Consider the following 17,243-nt stretch of genomic DNA (forward strand, 5'->3'; position numbering starts at 1 on the left):
AACGACCCTACTTTCCGACGGTTCTTGGAACCCAACACGAAACGGTCCGAATCCTTCCGTCGTGACTGGGGTGGCTGCCCCGGTCACGACCGTTCATGTCTAGCCAAAATGAACACACAAACCATGAGACAAGCACGGAAAACACAGACATTCGGCGAAGCCGGATTCTATGGGTCGCCTCCAAATGCATGCGTTTCTCATGCATTCTTTTCCGTGTTTTCCGTGCTTTCCGTGGTTAAAAACCTAACCCTCCACCTCATTGGCGGTCAGACGCGCCAGGGCGCAGACAAACAAGGCCCAGATCAGCGAATTCTGTGACAGGATGAAGCTTTCCGACATGATCAGGAAGGTGAAAAGAAGCAGGATCAGCACGGAAAAGAAGCCGTCCTTGACGCGCGCGAAGCGGAACAGGGCGCAGAAATAACCGACCGCCAGCGTGGCGCCGAACAGGATCACGCCCAGCCAGCCGATCTGGATCAGCAGGTCCAGCCAGCCATTGTGCGCCGACGGCACGTCCCAGCCGGTTTCTTTGCGCACCACGGCGGCGGGGATTGAGGTCGGCGTCCAGAACGCCTTATAGCCATAGCCGAGCCAGGGATGCTTGTCAGACAGGCGCATCAGCGACGCCCAGATTTCGGTGCGGCCCGTCAGGGTCGGATCCTTGCCCAGCGCCTTGAAGATCAGGTCAGGCGCGGCATAGAACAGCGTCCCGCCGATCAGGGCGACGGTCGCCGCCAGCCAGACGAAAACGATGGACAGCACCCCGCCGCGTTGCAGGGCCAGCAGCACCGGATAGGCGCCCGCCGCCAGCAGGCAACAGAGCAGCGAGGTCTTGGACTTCGACATCACCACCAGCCCGAAAATGGCGATGGCCAGTCCGATCCAGTAGCGGCGACGCTCCGGCGCGATATAGGCCGAGGCGCACGACGCGATGAAGCCCAGCGTCATGATGGCGGCCATCTGGTTCTTTTCGTACCATAACCCCTTCCAGTCCCCGGCGTTAATGTCGTGATGCACGCCCAGAGAAGGGACGCAGATGCAGACCAGATAGGAGCCAAAGGTCAGCAGGGCGAAGGCGAGGGCGATAATCTGCACGAGGTCGCGGCCCTTCCAGCGCGCGCCCAGATAGAGACCGAATATCGTCGTCATGACGACGGCGATGGTGCGGCGGATGGTGGTGGCGGAGTCAATCGACCAGAAGTGTGAGGCGAAGCACAGGCCGACCAGAAGACCCGTCATGAACAGGGCCGGAATGACGCGCAGAAAGGCGGTGACGCGAAAGCCCGCCAGCAACAGGGTCATCGCATAGACCGGCGGCCAGACCAGCCGCAGAATGGCCGAGTTCTCCTCCGCCGCGGCCAGATCGGCGGTCTGCGGCGCGAATAACGGGCCGATCAGCGCATTGGAGAATAACAGGATGCACAGCAGGGTCAGCCCGACCTCGGCGCGGAAAATCCATGCGGCCAGTCTTTCGGATGTCATGGACGGGCTGGCGGTGGCGGCGGGCATGGATGGCGAAGGCGGCGCCCTGTGCGGGCTGGGATGACCGCCACCTTACGCGGGAAATCTCAAAATATGGTCAAGAGACGCGCTGGCCGTCGGCGTCGATCATCAGACCGCCATCCTCTTTGAAGAACGGCCCCTGCGGCCATGTATCGAGCAGGTCGAGAACGACCTCGCTGGGGCGGCACAGTTTGACGCCCTTATCGGTGACGACGAAGGGGCGGTTGACCAGAATCGGCGTCGTCAGCATGGCGGCGAAGATGGCGGCGTCGCTGACGCCGTCCTCTAACAGGCCCATCTCTCTGGCGGGGGATTTGCTTTGCCGCAGCGCCTGACGCGGCGTCAGCCCGGCGGCGCCCAGCAGGCCCTGCAAGAGCTCGCGCGTCCAGCCGGTCTTCAGATATTCGACGACCTGCGGCCTATAGCCTGCCGCCTCAATGACGGCCAGGACGTTGCGCGAGGTGCCGCAGTCGGGATTGTGATAGATGGTCGGGGTCATATAACGGCCTCTTGCGGTTTGAGCAGCCAGTCGCAGAAGACGAGCGCAAGCAAGGCCCCGACGATTTGCGCGGTGATAAAGATGGGCGCGTCGGCGGGACGGATGCCGGAAAAGGTGTCGGTCAGGCTGCGCGCCACCGTTACGGCGGGATTGGCGAACGAGGTCGAGGCGGTGAACCAGTAGGCGGCGGTGATGTAGAGGCCGACCGCAACCGGGACGAAGTCGCGGCGCGCCTGATGGGTGGCGAAAATCGTCAGGATCAGGCCGAAGGTGGCGACGCCTTCGGACAGGGCCTGCGCCGGGCCGGAGCGCAGCTTGTGCGAGACCTGTATGATCGCCTCGCCGAACATGGCGTGGGCCAGCCACACGCCGACGACAGCGCCGATCACCTGCGCGGCGACATAGGCGATCCCCTCCACAGGCGATAATTGCCGTTTGATCACGAACAGCAGGCTCACTGCCGGGTTGAAATGCGCGCCGGACAGCGGCGCCAGCATGGTGATCAGCACGACCAGCATGGCGCCGGTCGCCAAGGTGTTGCCGAGCAGGGCGATGGCGACATTGCCGCCCGCCAGCCTTTCGGCCATAATGCCGGAGCCGACCACTGTGGCCAGCAGCACCAGGGTTCCGGCCGTTTCCGCTGCAAGGCGTCGGATCAGCATGCGCATGATAGCCGCTCGAAGACCGGTTGGCATAGGTCCGGGTGTCCGCCGCAACAATCCTGCATCAGGTAAAGCACCAGCGCCTGAATCGCGCTGTAGTCGGCGGCGTAGCGGATCACCCGTCCTTCGCGCTGACCTTTGATCAATCCGGCCTGAGCCAGCGCCTTGAGATGCACGGACATGGTGTTCTGGCGCACGTCGAGCCGCTCGCCGATCTCTCCGGCGGGCAGGCCGTCCGCGCCCGCCTGCACCAGCAGGCGCAGGGCGTCGAGCCGGGTGGATTGGCTCAGGGCGTCAAAGGCGATCAGGGCGCGTTCTTTATCCATATATCATGATGTATTGATATTCAGGAGGTGAGTCAAGCCGGACGCGCGCGGTCCGGCCTTCTCCTCAGAACGGCGAAAACTTCTCCATCAGCGCCTGCGAGGCGGGCGGCTTCTGCATATTGGTCATGTCGCCGCGACCGCCATAGGAGATGCGCGCTTCGGCCAGTTGCGAGGAGTTGATGGTATTGGTGGCGGTGATGTCTTCAGGGCGGGCGATGCCGGAGACGGTCAGGACGCGCACCTCGCGGTCGGTGCGCACCTCCTGCGTGCCCTGCACGATCAGATTGCCATTGGGCAGCACGCCCTGCACGATGGCGGCCATGGTGATCGAGATTTTTTCCGAACGCTTGATGGCGCCGGCGCCGGAATCTGTGGCTGATGAGGTATTGCCCAGAGCCTTGGTTGGGTCGTAGCCGCTGGGCAGGATTTTCCCAAGGCTCGATTCCAGCCCGAAGAAGGTCGGGGTTGCGGCGCTGTAGCTGTTGCTGCGTGAACCGCTGGTCGTGTTGCTGGTCTGGGCGCTGTCGTCGATGGTGACCTGGACGGTCAGAATGTCGCCCACCGTGCGGGCGCGCTGGTCATTGAAGAAGGCGCGGGCGCCGACGCGCCACAGCGAGTTTGGCGAGGCGGGGGTCGGCGTGGGCGTCGGGTTCAGAATCGCCTGCTGCTGCGGCACCAGCGCCGCCGGATACCCCATGGGCGACATTTCCGGGCCGTTAATGGCTTCGTGAACCGAGGCGCAACCGCCCAAAGCGGCGGCGAAGGCGGCGGCCAGGATCAGGGCGGGCGCGATACGGGCGGGCAGGATACGGGACATGCGGGAGCTTTCTCTTTAACGCGAGGACAGCAGCATTTGCGAACGGTAACGGTCGGCGGCGGGACCGGCGACGGCTGTGCCGGGACCGGTGATGACGGCGGCGATCATCTGTTTGGAGGACGGGTTCATGATCTCGATCTGCTCTCCAAGAGCGGCGTCCTTCTGCGCCTGACCGTTGAGCGTCAGGCTGAGGCCGCCGGACCGCCAGGTGACGGCGACCATGTCGTCACGCTTGACGATGACCGGGCCTGAAGCGGCGGCGTAGGCGGGCCAGCCTATCGGCGTCGGCGCACTGGCGATATTGGCGCTTTGCGGCGCAGAGCCGTCGCCGTCCGGTCCTTGCGTGACAATGATGCGGCGCAGGCCGCGCGGATTATCCCAGTACAGTCCGGCGCGCGCCGCCAGCGACTGCACGATGGCGGCGTCCAGCACGGCGGACGGGCCGGAGCGCGTGCCGACCTGTACATTGGCGGCGGCCCCGGCATTGACGAACAGGTCGCCCAGCGTGATGCGCCCGTCGGCGTCGGTCGTGACGGCGCGTAAGGCGGCGGTTCCCTGCGCGCAGGCGGCGGCGGGGATCAGCAGCAGAGCGGCGGCAAGAAGGGTGGATTTCATGGCCATCCGCCTTATCCGCGCGCCAGTTGGCTGGTGGTCTGCAGCATGGAATCGGCGGTGGTGATCACCTTGGAGTTCATCTCATAGGCGCGCTGCGCCACGATCAGGGCGGTGATTTCCGACACGGCGTCCACGTTTGAGGATTCTGTGTAGTGCTGCAACAAAGTGCCGGAGCCATCGACGCCGGGCGTAGAGACATTGGGCGCGCCCGACGCGGCGCTTTCCAGAAACAGATTGTCGCCTTGCGCGTCGAGCCCCGCCTCATTGGCGAAGGTCGCGATCTGGAGCTGGCCGACATTGGTGGTCTGGGTGCTGCCCTGAGTCGTGACCTGCACCTGTCCGTCCTTGGAGATGGTCACGCTGGTCGTGCCCTGCGGGATGGAGATCTGCGGCTGGACCAGATAGCCGTCCTGGGTGACCAGGCGGCCCTGATCATCGACCGAGAAATTGCCGGCGCGCGTATAGGCGGTCTCGCCGGACGGCAGCAGCACCTGAAAATAGCCCTTGCCCTGAATGTCGAGATCGTAGTCGTTGCCGGTCAGGGTGGCGCTGCCCTGCTCCATGATGCGATAGACGCTGCCGGTCTTCACACCCGAACCGATCTGGATGCCGGTCGGCACGACGGTGCCGGAATCGGAGGACTGGGCGCCCATGCGTTCGACATTCTGATAGACCAAATCCTGAAACTCGGCCCGCTGTTTCTTGAAGCCGATCGTGTTCATGTTGGCGATGTTGTTCGAGATGACCTCGACATTCATCTGCTGGGCGGCCATGCCGGTGGTGGCGGTGCGCAAGGCTCTCATGACGGCTTACTCCTACGCCACCTTGCCCAGCCGCTGGATGGCGGACTGCGACAGGGAGGCGTTCTGTTCGATGATATTGGCCAGGTTCTGATAGGCGCGGTTGATCTGGATCAGGTGGGTGACCTCCTTCATCGGATTGACGTTGGAGGCTTCGACAAAGCCCTGTTCGATCTGGGCGTCGGTCGCGGGCACCGGCTGGGCGTTGCTGGTCAGCGAATAGGTGCCGTCGCCGTTCTTTTTCAGATCGCTCATATTGGCGATGCGCATCAGATTGATCTTGCCGACGCGCTGCGCCTGACCGTTGACCATCTGGGTGACGATGCCGTCCTTGGAGATGACCGGCTCGCCGTATTTGGGGTCCAGCACGATCGGGCCGCCGTCGCCCTGCAAGGCGTCGCCATTCTGATCGACGATCGTTCCCGACGCATCGAGCGTAAAGGCGCCGTTGCGCGTATAGACATTTCCGGACGCTGTCGCGACCTGAAAAAAAGCGCCTTCGCCATTGATGGCCAGGTCGAGCGGCGCGCCGGTCTGGTTCATCGCGCCTTGCGAAAAGTCGCGACCCACGCCGTTGTCATAGGCAAAATTGGCCGGGGTGCGGATCGGGGAATCATAGGCGGGCGCGCCGGGCGTGGCGCTGACCAGCAGTTCCTCGAACTTGTAGCCGGTGGTGTTCATATTCGCCAGGTTGTTGGCGGAAATGTCCAGCTCGCGTTGCAGCGTAATCTGGCGCGACAGGGCGATATAGCTGGTATTGTCCATGCCGGGCTCCTTTCCGATCTGCGGCGTTAACCATGTTGCCTGTGAGGATGCAAAGCCCGTGCCAGACAGGGTTAATGAACGCAAAGCCCTGCGCTCTAAGGAAAAGATGGCGGAGCTTTGCGAATCTGCTCAAATCTGAAGGCGGCAAAAACTGCCGCGCGCAACACGACGTCCCAACGGATCGTTAACCATGTTGGGCGATGATGGCGTCAGGAACGGCGAACGCCGTTTTAAGGTTTGTTTAAGCTTCGGGTTCAGGATGCCGTCCTGAACGATTTTCAGGCGGTGAGCGCATTGGCCAAGAAGGAAAAAACGAAGGACGCCGAAGCGCCCCCCGTGGACGGCGAAGGCGCGGAGGGCGGCGAAGAGACGCCCAAGAAGAAGTTCCCGATGCTGATCGTCATCATCGCGGCGGTCGCGGTGCTGGTCCTGGGTGGCGGCGGAGCGGCGGCCTATTTTCTGTTTCTGGCGCCCAAGCATCCGCCTGCGGCTGACGCCGCCAAGGACGCGCACGGCAAGAAGTCTGAAAAAAAGGACGATAAGAAGGGCGGTCACGGCGCCAAGAAGGAAGGCGGCGACGCCAAGGTTGATCCCAAGACCCAGCCGACCCAGTCCGAAGGGCCGAACGGCACGATCTACTACACCTTGCCCGACACCATCGCCAATATCCAGTCGCCGAACGGCAATCCGGCCTATCTGCAGCTCAAGTTGACCTTCGAATGCCCGGATCAGGACACTGCGGACACGCTGGACGCCAATCTGCCGCGCATCAACGACCTGTTGCAGGGCTTCATGCGCGAACTTCGCCCTGAAGACCTGGCCGGATCCGAAGGCAATATCGAGCTGCGCCAGGAAATCCTGCGTCGCGTCAATCTCGTGCTGGCGCCGCAGAAGATCAACGCTGTGCTGATTGAAAAAATGGTGGTGACCTGATGGCTGGAGACGTCGATCAGGAAGCCATGATGGCCGCCTGGGAGGCGGAGCTGGCTGCGGAGGCGGAGGCCGCGACAGGCGCGCCTGCGGCGGGCGGCGGCGGCGCAGGCGGCGACGACACCGGCGATCTGGCCGCCGAATGGGAGGCCATGGTCGGCGGCGCGGCGGGCGGCGAGCGCTTCAACATGGCGGCGGGCGCCGAGCGCATCCTCAATCAGGATGAAATCGACAGCCTGCTCGGCTTCGACCTGTCCGACGACGACTATAATGAGCGTTCCGGCATCCGGGCGATCATCAATTCGGCCATGGTGTCCTATGAACGCCTGCCGATGCTGGAAATCGTCTTCGACCGGCTGGTGCGCCTGATGACGACAAGCTTGCGCAACTTCACCTCCGATAACGTCGAAGTGTCGCTGGACAACATCTCGTCGATCCGTTTCGGCGACTATCTGAATTCGATCCCTCTGCCCGCGATTCTGGCCGTATTCCGCGCTGAGGAGCTGGACAATTACGGCCTGCTGACCGTCGATTCCAACCTGATCTATTCGATCGTCGATGTGCTGCTGGGCGGGCGTCGCGGCACAGCGGCGCTGCGCATCGAAGGCCGTCCCTACACCACGATCGAGCGCGTGCTGGTGCAACGCATGGTCGAGGTGGTGCTGAACGATGCGCGTCAAGCCTTCGAGCCGCTGACGGCGGTGAATTTCAACCTCGACCGGCTGGAGACCAATCCGCGCTTCGCCGCGATTGCGCGCCCGGCCAACGCCGCCATTCTCGTCAAGCTGCGCATCGACATGGAGGATCGCGGCGGGCGCATCGAGCTATTGCTGCCCTACGCCACGCTGGAGCCGATCCGCAAGATGCTGCTGCAGCAGTTCATGGGCGAGAAGTTCGGCCGCGACAATATCTGGGAAAGCCACCTGGCCACCGAGCTTTGGACCACGCAGATGGAGGTGCGCGCCGTGCTGGATGAGCAGCAATTGCCGCTGTCGCAGGTGCTGAATCTCAAGCTTGGCGAAACGATTGTGCTGAACGCGACCGGCGATTCTGCGGTACAGTTGCGTTGCGGGGCGATTCCCCTGACCACAGGACGCATGGGACGCAAGGGTCACAATATCGCTGTCCGGGTCGATGCGCCGCTGGCCTCATCGACCAAGCGGCGGCTGACCCAGTTGCAGAAGAAGTAGAGGGTTGACGGCGCGTGAACATGGCCAACGCCATTATGGACCTGATCTTGATGGGGCTGCTGCTGGCCGCCCTTGGGTTCGGCGTGCGTCTCGACAAGCGGTTAAAGGCCCTGCGCGCCGGTCAGGAGGCCTTCGCTCAGGCCGTGCGCGATCTCGATGACGCGGCGATCCGCGCCCACGCCAGCCTGAAAGAGCTGCGCGCCGACGCCGACGAGACGCAGGACCTGCTGCATGGCCGCGTCATCGCCGCGCGCGAGGCGCTGAACAAGCTGGAAAGCCAGATTGCGCGCGCCGAACGCGCCGGGAGCGATATCGATAAGAGCCTGGCCAATTGGGAAACCGCCAGCGCGTTGCGCGCGGCGCCGCCCAGGCCGCAACCGACGCTCGCGTCCGCCGCAGAGCCGGAGACGCCGCGCGCCTTCCGCCGCGACGTGGTCAGACCCGCCGCCCCCGTCATGCCGACGCCGCGTCGCTCGCAACTCCCGCCGGTCGCCAGGCCCGACGACAGCGACATGCTCGACAAGGTGCAGATGTCCGAACTGGTGGTCGCCAATCTCAACGAGATGATCCGCACCTTAAGCCATCCGTCCGCGCAAAGACGGCGGATGCCGACAGCGCTCGACGACGACCTGTTCGGCGAAAGTGAAAAGAGATAAGCCGCTATGGCGAATTTGCCGCGTTTCCTGCCCCTCGTCTTTGTCGCCATTGGCGGTGTGGTCGCCATGAAGGCGATCACCAGCCTTGATCTGGCGCCCAACGCTTTTCACGCCGCCGAGGCCTTCGCTGCGGACGTGACGAAAAAGGCGCCGGTGAAAAAGCCCGCGCCCAAAGCGGCGAAGGCTGCTGGCGTTGAAACCAACAGCGGCGACGACCCGACCGAAAGCTATGCGGTCAGCCCGGCCCTGATGGCGGCGGACGCCAATTCGGCGGCCAGCGACGCGGCGGCGGTGGCGCCGACCGCGCCGATCTGCGCCACCTCGATCGACGATCTGGCCAAACAGGCGGGCATGTCGCCCAATGAGTTGCAGATTTTGCAAAATCTCGGTCAGCGCCGCCAGCAGCTCGATCAGCGCGAACAGTCGCTCAATTCGCGTCAGGCCCTGATCGACGCCGCCGACTCCAAGCTCGATTCGCGCATCAAGCAGCTTTCCGACCTCAAGACGCAGATTCAGGCCTTGCTCGATCAGGCCAATAAGACGCAGGACGACGACACCAACCGCCTTGTCGCCGTCTATACGGCGATGAAGCCCAAGGATGCGGCGGTGGTGATGGCCTCTATGAAAGATGAGGTGCGCCTGCCTATCGCCGCCAAGATGAAGGACCGTGCTTTGGCGGCGATTCTCGGCGCCATGGACCCGGCTTCAGCGCGCGAACTGACCGAAAAACTGGCGACGCGCATGCAGAGCGCCAACGGCCTGCAACAACAACTCGATAAGGCGACGGCAGGCGGCGCGGCGTCCGGCGGAGCCGGGGCTAAGACGGCGGCGCAACCGAAGAAGAGTTAGTCGCGCCCGCATTCGACGCCGCAAGGGCGTCGGCGAGTTCGCCATAGGCGTCCTGAGCTTCGGCGCGCGTCAACACCGGCGCCGCCGTCTCGACAGGGGCGTTAGGGTCGTAAACCTCATCATACGCCGTCGGCGTCACCGGCAGCACAGTGTAATCGGGCGCGTAGGGCTCGACATACACCGGCGGCGTTGGCGCGATGTCGATATCGGCGGGCGATGCGGCGACACTGGCCAGCACCACCATAGGCTTGGCGGCAGCGACCCTGACGGGCGCGGGCTGCACGATCTGCGGCTCGAACAGGGTGTCGATATTCGGCAGGTCCGAGATGTGGGAGACAATCACCGCGCCGCTGATCAGGCAGGTGACAAACGCCGCCGCCAGGCTGAGGCTCAAGACGCCCGGACGCCAGCCGCCCGGATCGCGCGCTTCGCCGTAACGCGTATAGATCAGGGGATCGGCGGCCATATCGGACATGGTGGAGTCTCCTCAACGCGGACGCCGCACTGTGGCAGGCGCGGCGCAAAGGCGCAGCATGGGGTTTCGCCTGCGTCATAAAGGCGCGATAGGCGCGATTCCTTACCGGCTATTAACTTCGATGAAACGCCCGTCAGGCGAAATTAAGCGGCAATGATTCGTGCGCCAACGCCTTCGCCTGACGAAGCGCCTGACGACGCCGCCGACAAGGCCGCGCGTCAGGACGAGATTGCGCGCCTCAAATTTCAGCTACAGCCCAGGCCGGTCGTGAAGGCGAAAAACCCGTGGCGCACGACGGCTCTGGTTATGGCCACGGTCGGGCTGGGCATGGCGCACATGGCGCTGGGCGATTCCATGGCCCTGCCGCAGATCGCCTCGCGCGCCGACATCGACATCCGCGTCGGGCGCAATCAGCAATCGGGCCGCATTGAAATCTACGGCGCCATCGGATCGCGCGCCTCGGTGCGCCGCGATCAGGATCAGGTCGTCATTCGTCTGCCGGGCCAGCAAAAGCCCGATCTTGGCGATATCCGCTCCAATCCGCCGCTCGGCGTCGCCGCAGTGGACGTCAAGGCGGACGCGCGCGCCAATGAGCTGTGGCTGAAGGTCAAGCCCGGCTATGACGCCCATTTCGGTCGCGCCGACGGCGCCGTTTTCGTACAGATCGACCCGAAGGCCGAGGACAAGGAAAACGCCGTCGCCGATAATGGTAAGGACGGCAAGCCGCTGGCCGTCAATCTGCAGAATCTGCTGGCGCCCAGGACCGCCGCGCCTGCGTCCGGCGCCGAGCATGTCAATCGCGCCGCCAAGGTTCCCGTCGTCGCGGTGCAGGTCGATGACGCCAATGGCGGTCGGCAGATATCCTTCCCGTTCGACGGTCCCGCGGCGGCGGCGGTCTTCCGCCGCGGCGATTCGGTATGGATCGTCTTCGATCAGGAGGTCGATCTGCGCCTGCCGCCCGACCTCAAGGACGGTCTGATCGTGCAGGACGCGCAATGGACGCGCAATGACGGCTTTACGGCGCTCAGGTTGAGAGCGCCCACGGCGGGCAGTCTGTCGGCAGTCAATGACGGTCTGGTGTGGCGCGTGCAGCTCGGCGGCCAGCCTGCCGATAACAAAGCGGCGCGTATCGGTCTGGTGCGCGACGATTCCAGCGGCGTCCCGGCCCTGAATATCAATCTGGCGGGCGCCAGCAAGGTCGCCTGGATTCGCGACCCTTCCGTCGGGGACCGCATGGCGGTGATCCCGGCGCGCGGCCCGATCAAGAACCTGCCTGCGGCGCGCACCCTGGTGGAGGCCACCATCGCCTCGACCGCGCAAGGCGCCGTGGTCATGCACATGACGCCAGACGTCAAGGTCGCGGTCGATGGCGACCTGATTTCGGTGTCGCGCCCCGACGGGCTGACCCTGTCCAATATCGACCCCAACGCCAATACCAGCGATGCGCGGCTCGACTATAAGAACGGTCTTTACCCCAGCCTGCCCAATCCAGACTGGTCCGCCGCCCCAACCGAGGGCTTTCTAGCGCGTTACAACGCCTTGCAGGCCGCCGCCGCTGACGAAGGGGCGGGCGGTCCTACGGGGCCGACTAAGGCGCGCCTGTCGCTGGCGCGCTTTCTGGTCGGGCAGGGGCTGGCTTTTGAGGCGCAGGGCGCGCTCGACCTGCTGGCCAAACAGAATCCGCACGCTCTGGACGATCCGCAGGTGCGCGGCCTGCGCGTGGCGGCCAAGATGCTGTCGGGCCGCTACGGCGACGCCATGGGCGACCTGTCCGCAGGGGTCTTGGCCTCCGATCCGGCCTCGCGTCTGTGGGAAGGCTACGCCGAGGCCAAGGCCGGTCACTATGCCGACGCGGTTAAGGACTTCAAGGCGGGCTTGAAGGCGCTAGACCAGTTTCCGGTGGCGTGGCGCATGAAGATCGGCGCCGCCTACGCCTACGCCGCTTTGCAGACCCAGGATCTCACCACCGCGCAGGCCATGATTGGCTACGCGGTTTCGCAGGACGGAACGCCGCTCGACAAGCTGGGCGCCTATCTGATTGACGCGCAGATTATCGAGGCGACGGGCGACAAGGCGCGCGCCCTGGCCGTCTATACCGCCTGCGCCAAGGCGTCGGACGATTCCATCGCCACGCCGGCCCTGATGCACGTCGCCATCCTGCGCAACCAGCTTGGCAAGGCCAATATCGACCAGACCCTGAAGGCGCTCGATCAGCTACGCTACCGCTGGCGCGGCGACGACACCGAGCTGCAACTGATCAGCTATATGGGCCAGACCTATCTCAACGCCGGACGTTACCGCGAAGCGCTCGACATTCTCAGAAGCGGCGGCCAGTCCTTCCTCAACGATCCGCGCGAGGCGCAGATTCAGACCACGCTGACCCAGGCGTTCCGCAGCCTGTTCCTTGGCGGCATGGCCGACGGGCTGCAGCCGGTCGAGGCTTTGGGTCTGTTCAACGATTTCCGCGACCTGACGCCGATCGGCGCCGACGGCGACGAAATGGTGCGCCGCATTGTGCGCCGCCTCGTCGATGTCGATCTGCTCGATCAGGCCGCCAGCCTTTTGCAGTACCAAATTGACAATCGCCTGCAGGGCCCGGCCAAGTCGTCGGTGGCCGCCGACCTGGCCGCCATCTACCTGATGGATCACGATCCGCAGAAGGCGCTGCAAGCCTTGTGGGATACGCGCACCACCCTGTTGCCGAAAGCCGTTTTGTCCGAACGGCGGGTGCTGGAGGCGCGCGCGCTCAACGAACTGAACGAACCGGACAAGGCGCTGGACGCCCTGGGCGGCGATACGTCGCCTGACGCCGATGACGCGCGCGCCGACGCCTATTGGCGCCAGCAGGACTGGGCCAGGGCCGCCGCTGTGCTGGAGCGCCGTCTCGGCGATCGCTGGAAGTCGGACAAGCCGCTCGATCAGGGCGACGAAAGCCGGGTGATCCGCGCCGGCGTCGCCTACAGCCTGCTCAAGGACCAGAAGGCCCTGACCCGCCTGTCCGACCGCTTTGGCAAGTTCGAGGCGAATGCGTCCTCGCCCGACGCCATGCGCGTGGCGCTGGCGCCGCTCGACGGCGGCGATATTTCCGTGCGCGACTTCGCCACCGCCGCCGCCGACACCGACGCCTTTGCGGGCTGGGTCACGGATATGAAAAAGAAGTTCCGCGCCCGTGACGATGCGACCTCTCAGAACGGGGCGAAGCCGGCTGAGCAGACCGCCGACGCGGCCAAAGGCGGCGGCAAGGCGTAATCTTCGCTGCGGTAACATCGGCGTGATCTCTGTCCGGTTTTGCTTTTCCGCCATTTCGCAAGCGCGTAATATAGCGACGTTCGCAGATGAGGCTGTTCCAAGTCGTTGCGAATGGAAAACAAAGGCTATGAAAGCTTAAAGACAAGAAAAACCATAACCGCGCTGTTTAAAGACCGCGGCGTCACGGATCGCAAAATCTTAGATTTGGTCCGTATTCGGCTTATGCCGGGGGATATAAACCCACCCATAGGCAAATTCCGAAAAATCTGACGTCAAGATCCGCTTCAATACAGGAGCGGCGGCGCATTGACATGCTCTCAACTTCAAAAAAATCAGAGGAAAGGTTGCTGATCTGCGGTTCTGAATAGGTAATATAAGACCGCATACGCAAGATAAGTCATGATGACACCCCCCAAATTTTCCACATCAGGCCGCACCATGCTGCTGCTGACAACGGGCGCCGTCGCGCTTTTGCTGCTCGGCGGTCTGGTCTCCTGCGGTCAGACGGTGCAGCCCGGCAATGTCGGGGTCAAGATCCGCACGCTCGGCCCCAATGCCGGTGTGGACGCCGCCCCCGTGACGTCCGGCTGGCATCTGAATCTGCTGGGCGAGCGCATCGTCGAATTCCCGGTGATTCAGCGCACCTACACCTATACCCGCGAAGCCGATGAACGCGGGCCGGAGAATGAGGAGATCACCTTCTCGGACAACAACGCCCTGCCGATGACGGCGGATGTGCAACTGGTCATGCGCATCGACCCGTCCAAGGCGCCTGCGCTCTATAAGCGCTATCGCCTGAGCTTCGATCAGATTTTCGAAGGCCCGCTGCGCAACGACGTGCGCTCGGCCATCGCGGCGGAGACCGAACTGGTCAGCGTCGAATATCTGTACAAGGGCGGCCGTCAGCGGGTGATCCAGCAGGCGCTCAACCGCGTCAACCACAAATGGGCGGCGCAGGGCGTCGAGGTCAGCCAGCTCGACTGGATCGGGACCATCCGCTACCCGCAGGTGATCCTCGACTCGATCCAGGCCAAGACCAAGGCCGACGCGGACGCCGCCGCCGCTCAGGCGCAGGTGGCGGTCGCCAAGGCGCAGGCTGACGCCCAGATCGAACAGGCGCGCGGTCAGGCCGAATCGAACCGCCTGCTGGCCATGTCGATCGCCTCGAACCCGGAGGTGGTGCAGCTACGCGCCATCGAAAAGTGGGACGGCCATCTGCCGACCACGACCGGCGGCGCTGTGCCCTTCATCAATGTGAAGTAGGCGCTGCGGGGTCTGACTCGCGCCGGGGGGCGCTTGAGTCGCCGCCTGCGGACGAAAGGTCAGGGGGGTATTCGTCCGCAATCCGGGCGGAGGAGGGCGGTCGTATCGGGGGATGCGGTCGCCCTCAAAGTTTATCCGCTTCCGCCGGTCAGGGCTGGATGGAAACTCTGCACCAGCGATCCGGCGACCAGATGCCAGCCATCGACCAGCACGAAGAAGATCAACTTGAACGGCAAACTGACCACAGCGGGCGGCAGCATCATCATGCCCATGCTCATCAGCACGCTGGCGACGACAAGGTCGATGACCAGAAACGGCACGAACAGCATGAAGCCGATCTCGAAGGACTTTTTCAACTCGGAGATCATGAAGGCGGGCGTCACGACGCGCACCGGCAGGTCCATCTTGTCCTTGGGCATGTCAAGCTTGGACAGGCCGACGAACAATTTGAGGTCGCTGGCGTCCACCTGGGCCAGCATGAAACCCTTGAGCGGCTGGGATGCGGCGTCGAACGCTTGCGACATCTCGATCTGCTGATCCATCAGCGGCTTGATGCCGTCCGTATAGGCCGCCTCCCAGGTCGGCGCCATGACCACGGCGGACAGGAACAGGGCCAGCGAAATCAGCACCGCATTGGGCGGGCTTTGCTGCAAGCCCATGGCCGTGCGCAGCAGGGACAGCACCACGATGATGCGCACGAACGAGGTGGTCATGATGACGATGGACGGCGCCAGAGACAGCACGGTCATCAGCGCGATCAACTGGATCACGCGCGCGCTCAGCGTGCCGCCCTTGCCCAGATCGACATTCACCGACTGCGCCAGCGCATGATAGGGCAGGATCATCAGGGCGAAGGCGAGGATGAAGACGCCGAGGATGATGAGGTTCATCATCCTCGGACTGAGGCGACGTTTCGATGCTGACGCTGCGGGCATATCAGAACAACTCATCGGCGGGGTCCGTCCTGACAGGTTTTACGGGCGCCGCGTCGGGTGCGCCCAGCTCGCGGCCTTCGCCGAGCAGCAAAAGGCGCTCCTCGCTATCGACGCGCACCAATACCAGCCGCCTTGCGGGATCGAGCACCAGCGTCTCGACCACCGACAGGCGCTTCTTGCCGCGCTGCGCGGTCATCTGCGCCATAAATTGCGGTCCGTAGCGCCGCAACAGGGCGGCCAGGCCCAGGATCAGGCCCAGCACAATCGCCAGCGCGAACACCGCCTTGAGAGTCTGAGTCCAGTCCATATCCGCTCTTGCGCCTACCCTTCATCCATATGGCCTGCATGGTTAACGCGGCGTTTACTTAAAGGCTTCGTTAACCAAAAGATGGGCATTCTTTGCCTAACACTCCGATGCGCCGATTCCCGGCTTAGATCGAGTCGCGCGCAAACAGAAAGGCGGATGGGCAGATGAGCGACCAGATGGCCAGCCAGGGCATTTCCTTCCTGTCGGCGCTGCAAAACCGCATGGGTTGGCTGAGCGACCGTCAGAAGGTGGTGGCGGAAAACGTCGCCAACGCCTCGACGCCGGGATTCAAGCCCAGAGATCTCAAGGCGCAGGACTTTACGGCTATGGTGCAGGGGCAGGCGCCCGAAGGCGGCGGTCTGGCTTTGAGCGAAACCAACGCCATGCATATGGACCTGCCCAATGCCGGTCCGACTCATGCGCAGGATGTCGTCAGCCCCGATTCGGAAACCACGCTCGACGGCAACAGCGTCGTGCTGGAGGAGCAGATGCTCAAAATGTCGGACAGCCGCATGCAGTTTCAGGCGGCGGTCGGCTTCTACGAAAAGTCGCTGGCCATGATCAAGATGGCCGCCAAGCAGCCGGGTAAGTAAGGCTTAGACGATGTTGAAACCCCTGAATTCCGATCAGACCATGGCCGTCGCCGCCAGCGCGCTCAAGGCGCAGCAGGCGCGCATGCGCATCATCGCTGAAAACATCGCCAACGCCGATTCGACCGGCCGCACGCCGGGCTCCGACCCGTATCGCCGCCAGATCCCGGTGTTCAGCTCGTCCAATGTGGACGGCGCCACCGGCGTCGAGCTGGCGCGCGTCGCCCAGGACACGTCGGACTTCACGCAGGAATACGACCCGTCCAATCCCGCCGCCAACGCCAAGGGCTATGTCAAGAAGCCGAATGTCGATCCGCTGATCGAGACCATGGATATGCGCGAGGCGCAGCGCGCCTACGAGGCGAACATGAACGTCATCGAGACGGCGCGCGATATGAACAGCCGCATCCTCGACATTCTGCAAAAATAGGAGCTGAGCCATGACCCCTCTGGTCGCCGCCCGCGCCTATGGCGCCGCGCTGAAACAGGCGCAAAACCTGACAGGTAAAGACGACGCCGACGGTCCGGCCAAGCCCGATTTCGGGCATATGGTGCAGACCGCGCTGCAAAGCACGATCCAGAGCACGCAGAACGCCGAGCATATGATGATCCAGCAACAGGCGGGCAAGGCCGAGCTGATCGACGCCGTCACCGCCGTCGCCAATGCCGAAACCAGCCTGCAAAGCGTCATCGCTATCCGCGATCAGGTGATCAGCGCGTATCAGCAGATTATGAGTATGCCCATTTAAGCAATTTTAGGGGGAGGAAGAAGTGGAGGCTTGGGCAACAGTTTTATCCGCAATTATTGCCGC

General features: G+C 63.6%; 20 protein-coding genes. 9 read left to right on the top strand and 11 right to left on the bottom strand.

The window, feature by feature from the left end:
• Positions 1-243: 243 nt before the first annotated feature.
• From ACTHLA_RS03390 to flgF, 8 genes are all read right to left on the bottom strand, one after another.
• Positions 244-1,482: an O-antigen ligase family protein gene (locus ACTHLA_RS03390; RefSeq protein WP_440185479.1), complete on the bottom strand. Its 1,239-nt coding sequence runs from the start codon at positions 1,480-1,482 to the stop codon at positions 244-246.
• Positions 1,483-1,579: 97 nt separating this feature from the next.
• Positions 1,580-2,002, bottom strand: coding sequence for an arsenate reductase (glutaredoxin) (gene arsC / locus ACTHLA_RS03395; RefSeq protein ID WP_440185481.1), 423 nt, complete (start codon positions 2,000-2,002; stop codon positions 1,580-1,582).
• On the bottom strand, positions 1,999-2,670 hold the full coding sequence (locus tag ACTHLA_RS03400) for an MIP/aquaporin family protein (protein ID WP_440185483.1): 672 nt from the start codon (positions 2,668-2,670) through the stop codon (positions 1,999-2,001). The genes arsC and ACTHLA_RS03400 overlap by 4 nt, the downstream gene beginning before the upstream one ends.
• Positions 2,658-2,990 carry an ArsR/SmtB family transcription factor gene (locus ACTHLA_RS03405; protein WP_440185485.1) on the bottom strand — a complete coding sequence of 111 codons (333 nt, stop codon included), beginning with the start codon at positions 2,988-2,990 and terminating at the stop codon, positions 2,658-2,660. The genes ACTHLA_RS03400 and ACTHLA_RS03405 overlap by 13 nt, the downstream gene beginning before the upstream one ends.
• A gap of 64 nt (positions 2,991-3,054) precedes the next feature.
• On the bottom strand, positions 3,055-3,807 hold the full coding sequence (gene flgH / locus ACTHLA_RS03410) for a flagellar basal body L-ring protein FlgH (protein ID WP_440185487.1): 753 nt from the start codon (positions 3,805-3,807) through the stop codon (positions 3,055-3,057).
• A gap of 15 nt (positions 3,808-3,822) precedes the next feature.
• Complete coding sequence (gene flgA / locus ACTHLA_RS03415) at positions 3,823-4,422, bottom strand: flagellar basal body P-ring formation chaperone FlgA (protein WP_440185489.1); 600 nt, start codon at positions 4,420-4,422, stop codon at positions 3,823-3,825.
• 11 nt (positions 4,423-4,433) lie between these two features.
• Entirely contained in the window at positions 4,434-5,225 is a 792-nt protein-coding gene (gene flgG / locus ACTHLA_RS03420; protein WP_440185491.1) for a flagellar basal-body rod protein FlgG, read from the bottom strand.
• Positions 5,226-5,237: 12 nt separating this feature from the next.
• Positions 5,238-5,987 carry a flagellar basal-body rod protein FlgF gene (gene flgF, locus ACTHLA_RS03425; RefSeq protein ID WP_440185493.1) on the bottom strand — a complete coding sequence of 250 codons (750 nt, stop codon included), beginning with the start codon at positions 5,985-5,987 and terminating at the stop codon, positions 5,238-5,240.
• 285 nt (positions 5,988-6,272) lie between these two features.
• Here flgF and ACTHLA_RS03430 point away from each other — a divergent pair, with 285 nt between their 5' ends.
• The 4 genes from ACTHLA_RS03430 to ACTHLA_RS03445 are packed head-to-tail and all read left to right on the top strand — an operon-like array spanning position 6,273 to position 9,612.
• The gene (locus ACTHLA_RS03430; RefSeq protein WP_440185495.1) at positions 6,273-6,920 is read left to right on the top strand and encodes a flagellar basal body-associated FliL family protein; all 648 of its coding nucleotides are present in this window, start codon (positions 6,273-6,275) and stop codon (positions 6,918-6,920) included.
• A complete protein-coding gene (fliM, locus tag ACTHLA_RS03435; protein ID WP_440185497.1) occupies positions 6,920-8,107 on the top strand; it encodes a flagellar motor switch protein FliM in 1,188 nt (395 codons plus the stop codon). Before ACTHLA_RS03430 ends, fliM begins: the two co-directional genes overlap by 1 nt.
• Before the next feature lie 20 nt (positions 8,108-8,127).
• Positions 8,128-8,763, top strand: a complete 636-nt coding sequence (locus ACTHLA_RS03440; protein ID WP_440185499.1) for a DUF6468 domain-containing protein — start codon at positions 8,128-8,130, stop codon at positions 8,761-8,763.
• Positions 8,764-8,769: 6 nt separating this feature from the next.
• Positions 8,770-9,612, top strand: coding sequence for a MotE family protein (locus ACTHLA_RS03445; RefSeq protein ID WP_440185501.1), 843 nt, complete (start codon positions 8,770-8,772; stop codon positions 9,610-9,612).
• On the opposite strand, the gene ACTHLA_RS03450 is transcribed toward ACTHLA_RS03445, so the two are convergent.
• Positions 9,581-10,087: a hypothetical protein gene (locus tag ACTHLA_RS03450; protein WP_440185503.1), complete on the bottom strand. Its 507-nt coding sequence runs from the start codon at positions 10,085-10,087 to the stop codon at positions 9,581-9,583. The two genes, ACTHLA_RS03445 and ACTHLA_RS03450, sit on opposite strands and share 32 nt — an antisense overlap.
• A 153-nt stretch (positions 10,088-10,240) precedes the next feature.
• On the opposite strand from ACTHLA_RS03450, the gene ACTHLA_RS03455 reads away from it, so the two are divergent.
• Both ACTHLA_RS03455 and ACTHLA_RS03460 read left to right on the top strand, forming a co-directional pair.
• On the top strand, positions 10,241-13,336 hold the full coding sequence (locus ACTHLA_RS03455; RefSeq protein ID WP_440185505.1) for a tetratricopeptide repeat protein: 3,096 nt from the start codon (positions 10,241-10,243) through the stop codon (positions 13,334-13,336).
• 399 nt (positions 13,337-13,735) lie between these two features.
• A complete protein-coding gene (locus ACTHLA_RS03460; protein ID WP_440185507.1) occupies positions 13,736-14,599 on the top strand; it encodes an SPFH domain-containing protein in 864 nt (287 codons plus the stop codon).
• Positions 14,600-14,730: 131 nt separating this feature from the next.
• On the opposite strand, the gene fliP is transcribed toward ACTHLA_RS03460, so the two are convergent.
• Positions 14,731-15,492, bottom strand: coding sequence for a flagellar type III secretion system pore protein FliP (fliP, locus tag ACTHLA_RS03465; protein WP_440185508.1), 762 nt, complete (start codon positions 15,490-15,492; stop codon positions 14,731-14,733).
• Between the two features lie 43 nt (positions 15,493-15,535).
• A complete protein-coding gene (locus tag ACTHLA_RS03470; RefSeq protein ID WP_440185510.1) occupies positions 15,536-15,841 on the bottom strand; it encodes a flagellar biosynthetic protein FliO in 306 nt (101 codons plus the stop codon).
• 164 nt (positions 15,842-16,005) lie between these two features.
• On the opposite strand from ACTHLA_RS03470, the gene flgB reads away from it, so the two are divergent.
• Genes flgB through ACTHLA_RS03485 form a run of 3 tightly spaced genes read left to right on the top strand, consistent with a single transcriptional unit; the run spans position 16,006 to position 17,180 of the window.
• Positions 16,006-16,434 (top strand): flagellar basal body rod protein FlgB, encoded by a 429-nt coding sequence (gene flgB, locus ACTHLA_RS03475; RefSeq protein ID WP_440185512.1) that lies wholly within the window; start codon positions 16,006-16,008, stop codon positions 16,432-16,434.
• 40 nt (positions 16,435-16,474) lie between these two features.
• On the top strand, positions 16,475-16,861 hold the full coding sequence (flgC, locus tag ACTHLA_RS03480; protein WP_440185779.1) for a flagellar basal body rod protein FlgC: 387 nt from the start codon (positions 16,475-16,477) through the stop codon (positions 16,859-16,861).
• A gap of 10 nt (positions 16,862-16,871) precedes the next feature.
• Positions 16,872-17,180: a flagellar hook-basal body complex protein FliE gene (locus ACTHLA_RS03485; protein WP_440185514.1), complete on the top strand. Its 309-nt coding sequence runs from the start codon at positions 16,872-16,874 to the stop codon at positions 17,178-17,180.
• The last annotated feature ends 63 nt before the right edge of the window (positions 17,181-17,243 follow it).

Source organism: Asticcacaulis sp. (genome assembly GCF_051956075.1).
Lineage (GTDB): Bacteria > Pseudomonadota > Alphaproteobacteria > Caulobacterales > Caulobacteraceae > Asticcacaulis.

Bases quoted from the DNA above. Each gene is read 5' to 3' on its own strand.
- ACTHLA_RS03485 (WP_440185514.1), top strand. From the start codon at position 16,872: ATGACCCCTCTGGTCGCCGCCCGCGCCTATGGCGCCGCGCTGAAACAG.
- flgB (WP_440185512.1), top strand. From the start codon at position 16,006: ATGAGCGACCAGATGGCCAGCCAGGGCATTTCCTTCCTGTCGGCGCTG.
- flgA (WP_440185489.1), bottom strand. From the start codon at position 4,422: ATGAAATCCACCCTTCTTGCCGCCGCTCTGCTGCTGATCCCCGCCGCC.
- ACTHLA_RS03470 (WP_440185510.1), bottom strand. From the start codon at position 15,841: ATGGACTGGACTCAGACTCTCAAGGCGGTGTTCGCGCTGGCGATTGTG.
- ACTHLA_RS03440 (WP_440185499.1), top strand. From the start codon at position 8,128: ATGGCCAACGCCATTATGGACCTGATCTTGATGGGGCTGCTGCTGGCC.
- ACTHLA_RS03390 (WP_440185479.1), bottom strand. From the start codon at position 1,482: ATGACATCCGAAAGACTGGCCGCATGGATTTTCCGCGCCGAGGTCGGG.
- ACTHLA_RS03400 (WP_440185483.1), bottom strand. From the start codon at position 2,670: ATGCGCATGCTGATCCGACGCCTTGCAGCGGAAACGGCCGGAACCCTG.
- ACTHLA_RS03405 (WP_440185485.1), bottom strand. From the start codon at position 2,990: ATGGATAAAGAACGCGCCCTGATCGCCTTTGACGCCCTGAGCCAATCC.
- ACTHLA_RS03450 (WP_440185503.1), bottom strand. From the start codon at position 10,087: ATGTCCGATATGGCCGCCGATCCCCTGATCTATACGCGTTACGGCGAA.
- flgG (WP_440185491.1), bottom strand. From the start codon at position 5,225: ATGAGAGCCTTGCGCACCGCCACCACCGGCATGGCCGCCCAGCAGATG.
- fliP (WP_440185508.1), bottom strand. From the start codon at position 15,492: ATGATGAACCTCATCATCCTCGGCGTCTTCATCCTCGCCTTCGCCCTG.
- flgF (WP_440185493.1), bottom strand. From the start codon at position 5,987: ATGGACAATACCAGCTATATCGCCCTGTCGCGCCAGATTACGCTGCAA.
- ACTHLA_RS03455 (WP_440185505.1), top strand. From the start codon at position 10,241: ATGATTCGTGCGCCAACGCCTTCGCCTGACGAAGCGCCTGACGACGCC.
- arsC (WP_440185481.1), bottom strand. From the start codon at position 2,002: ATGACCCCGACCATCTATCACAATCCCGACTGCGGCACCTCGCGCAAC.
- fliM (WP_440185497.1), top strand. From the start codon at position 6,920: ATGGCTGGAGACGTCGATCAGGAAGCCATGATGGCCGCCTGGGAGGCG.
- flgC (WP_440185779.1), top strand. From the start codon at position 16,475: ATGGCCGTCGCCGCCAGCGCGCTCAAGGCGCAGCAGGCGCGCATGCGC.
- flgH (WP_440185487.1), bottom strand. From the start codon at position 3,807: ATGTCCCGTATCCTGCCCGCCCGTATCGCGCCCGCCCTGATCCTGGCC.
- ACTHLA_RS03460 (WP_440185507.1), top strand. From the start codon at position 13,736: ATGATGACACCCCCCAAATTTTCCACATCAGGCCGCACCATGCTGCTG.
- ACTHLA_RS03445 (WP_440185501.1), top strand. From the start codon at position 8,770: ATGGCGAATTTGCCGCGTTTCCTGCCCCTCGTCTTTGTCGCCATTGGC.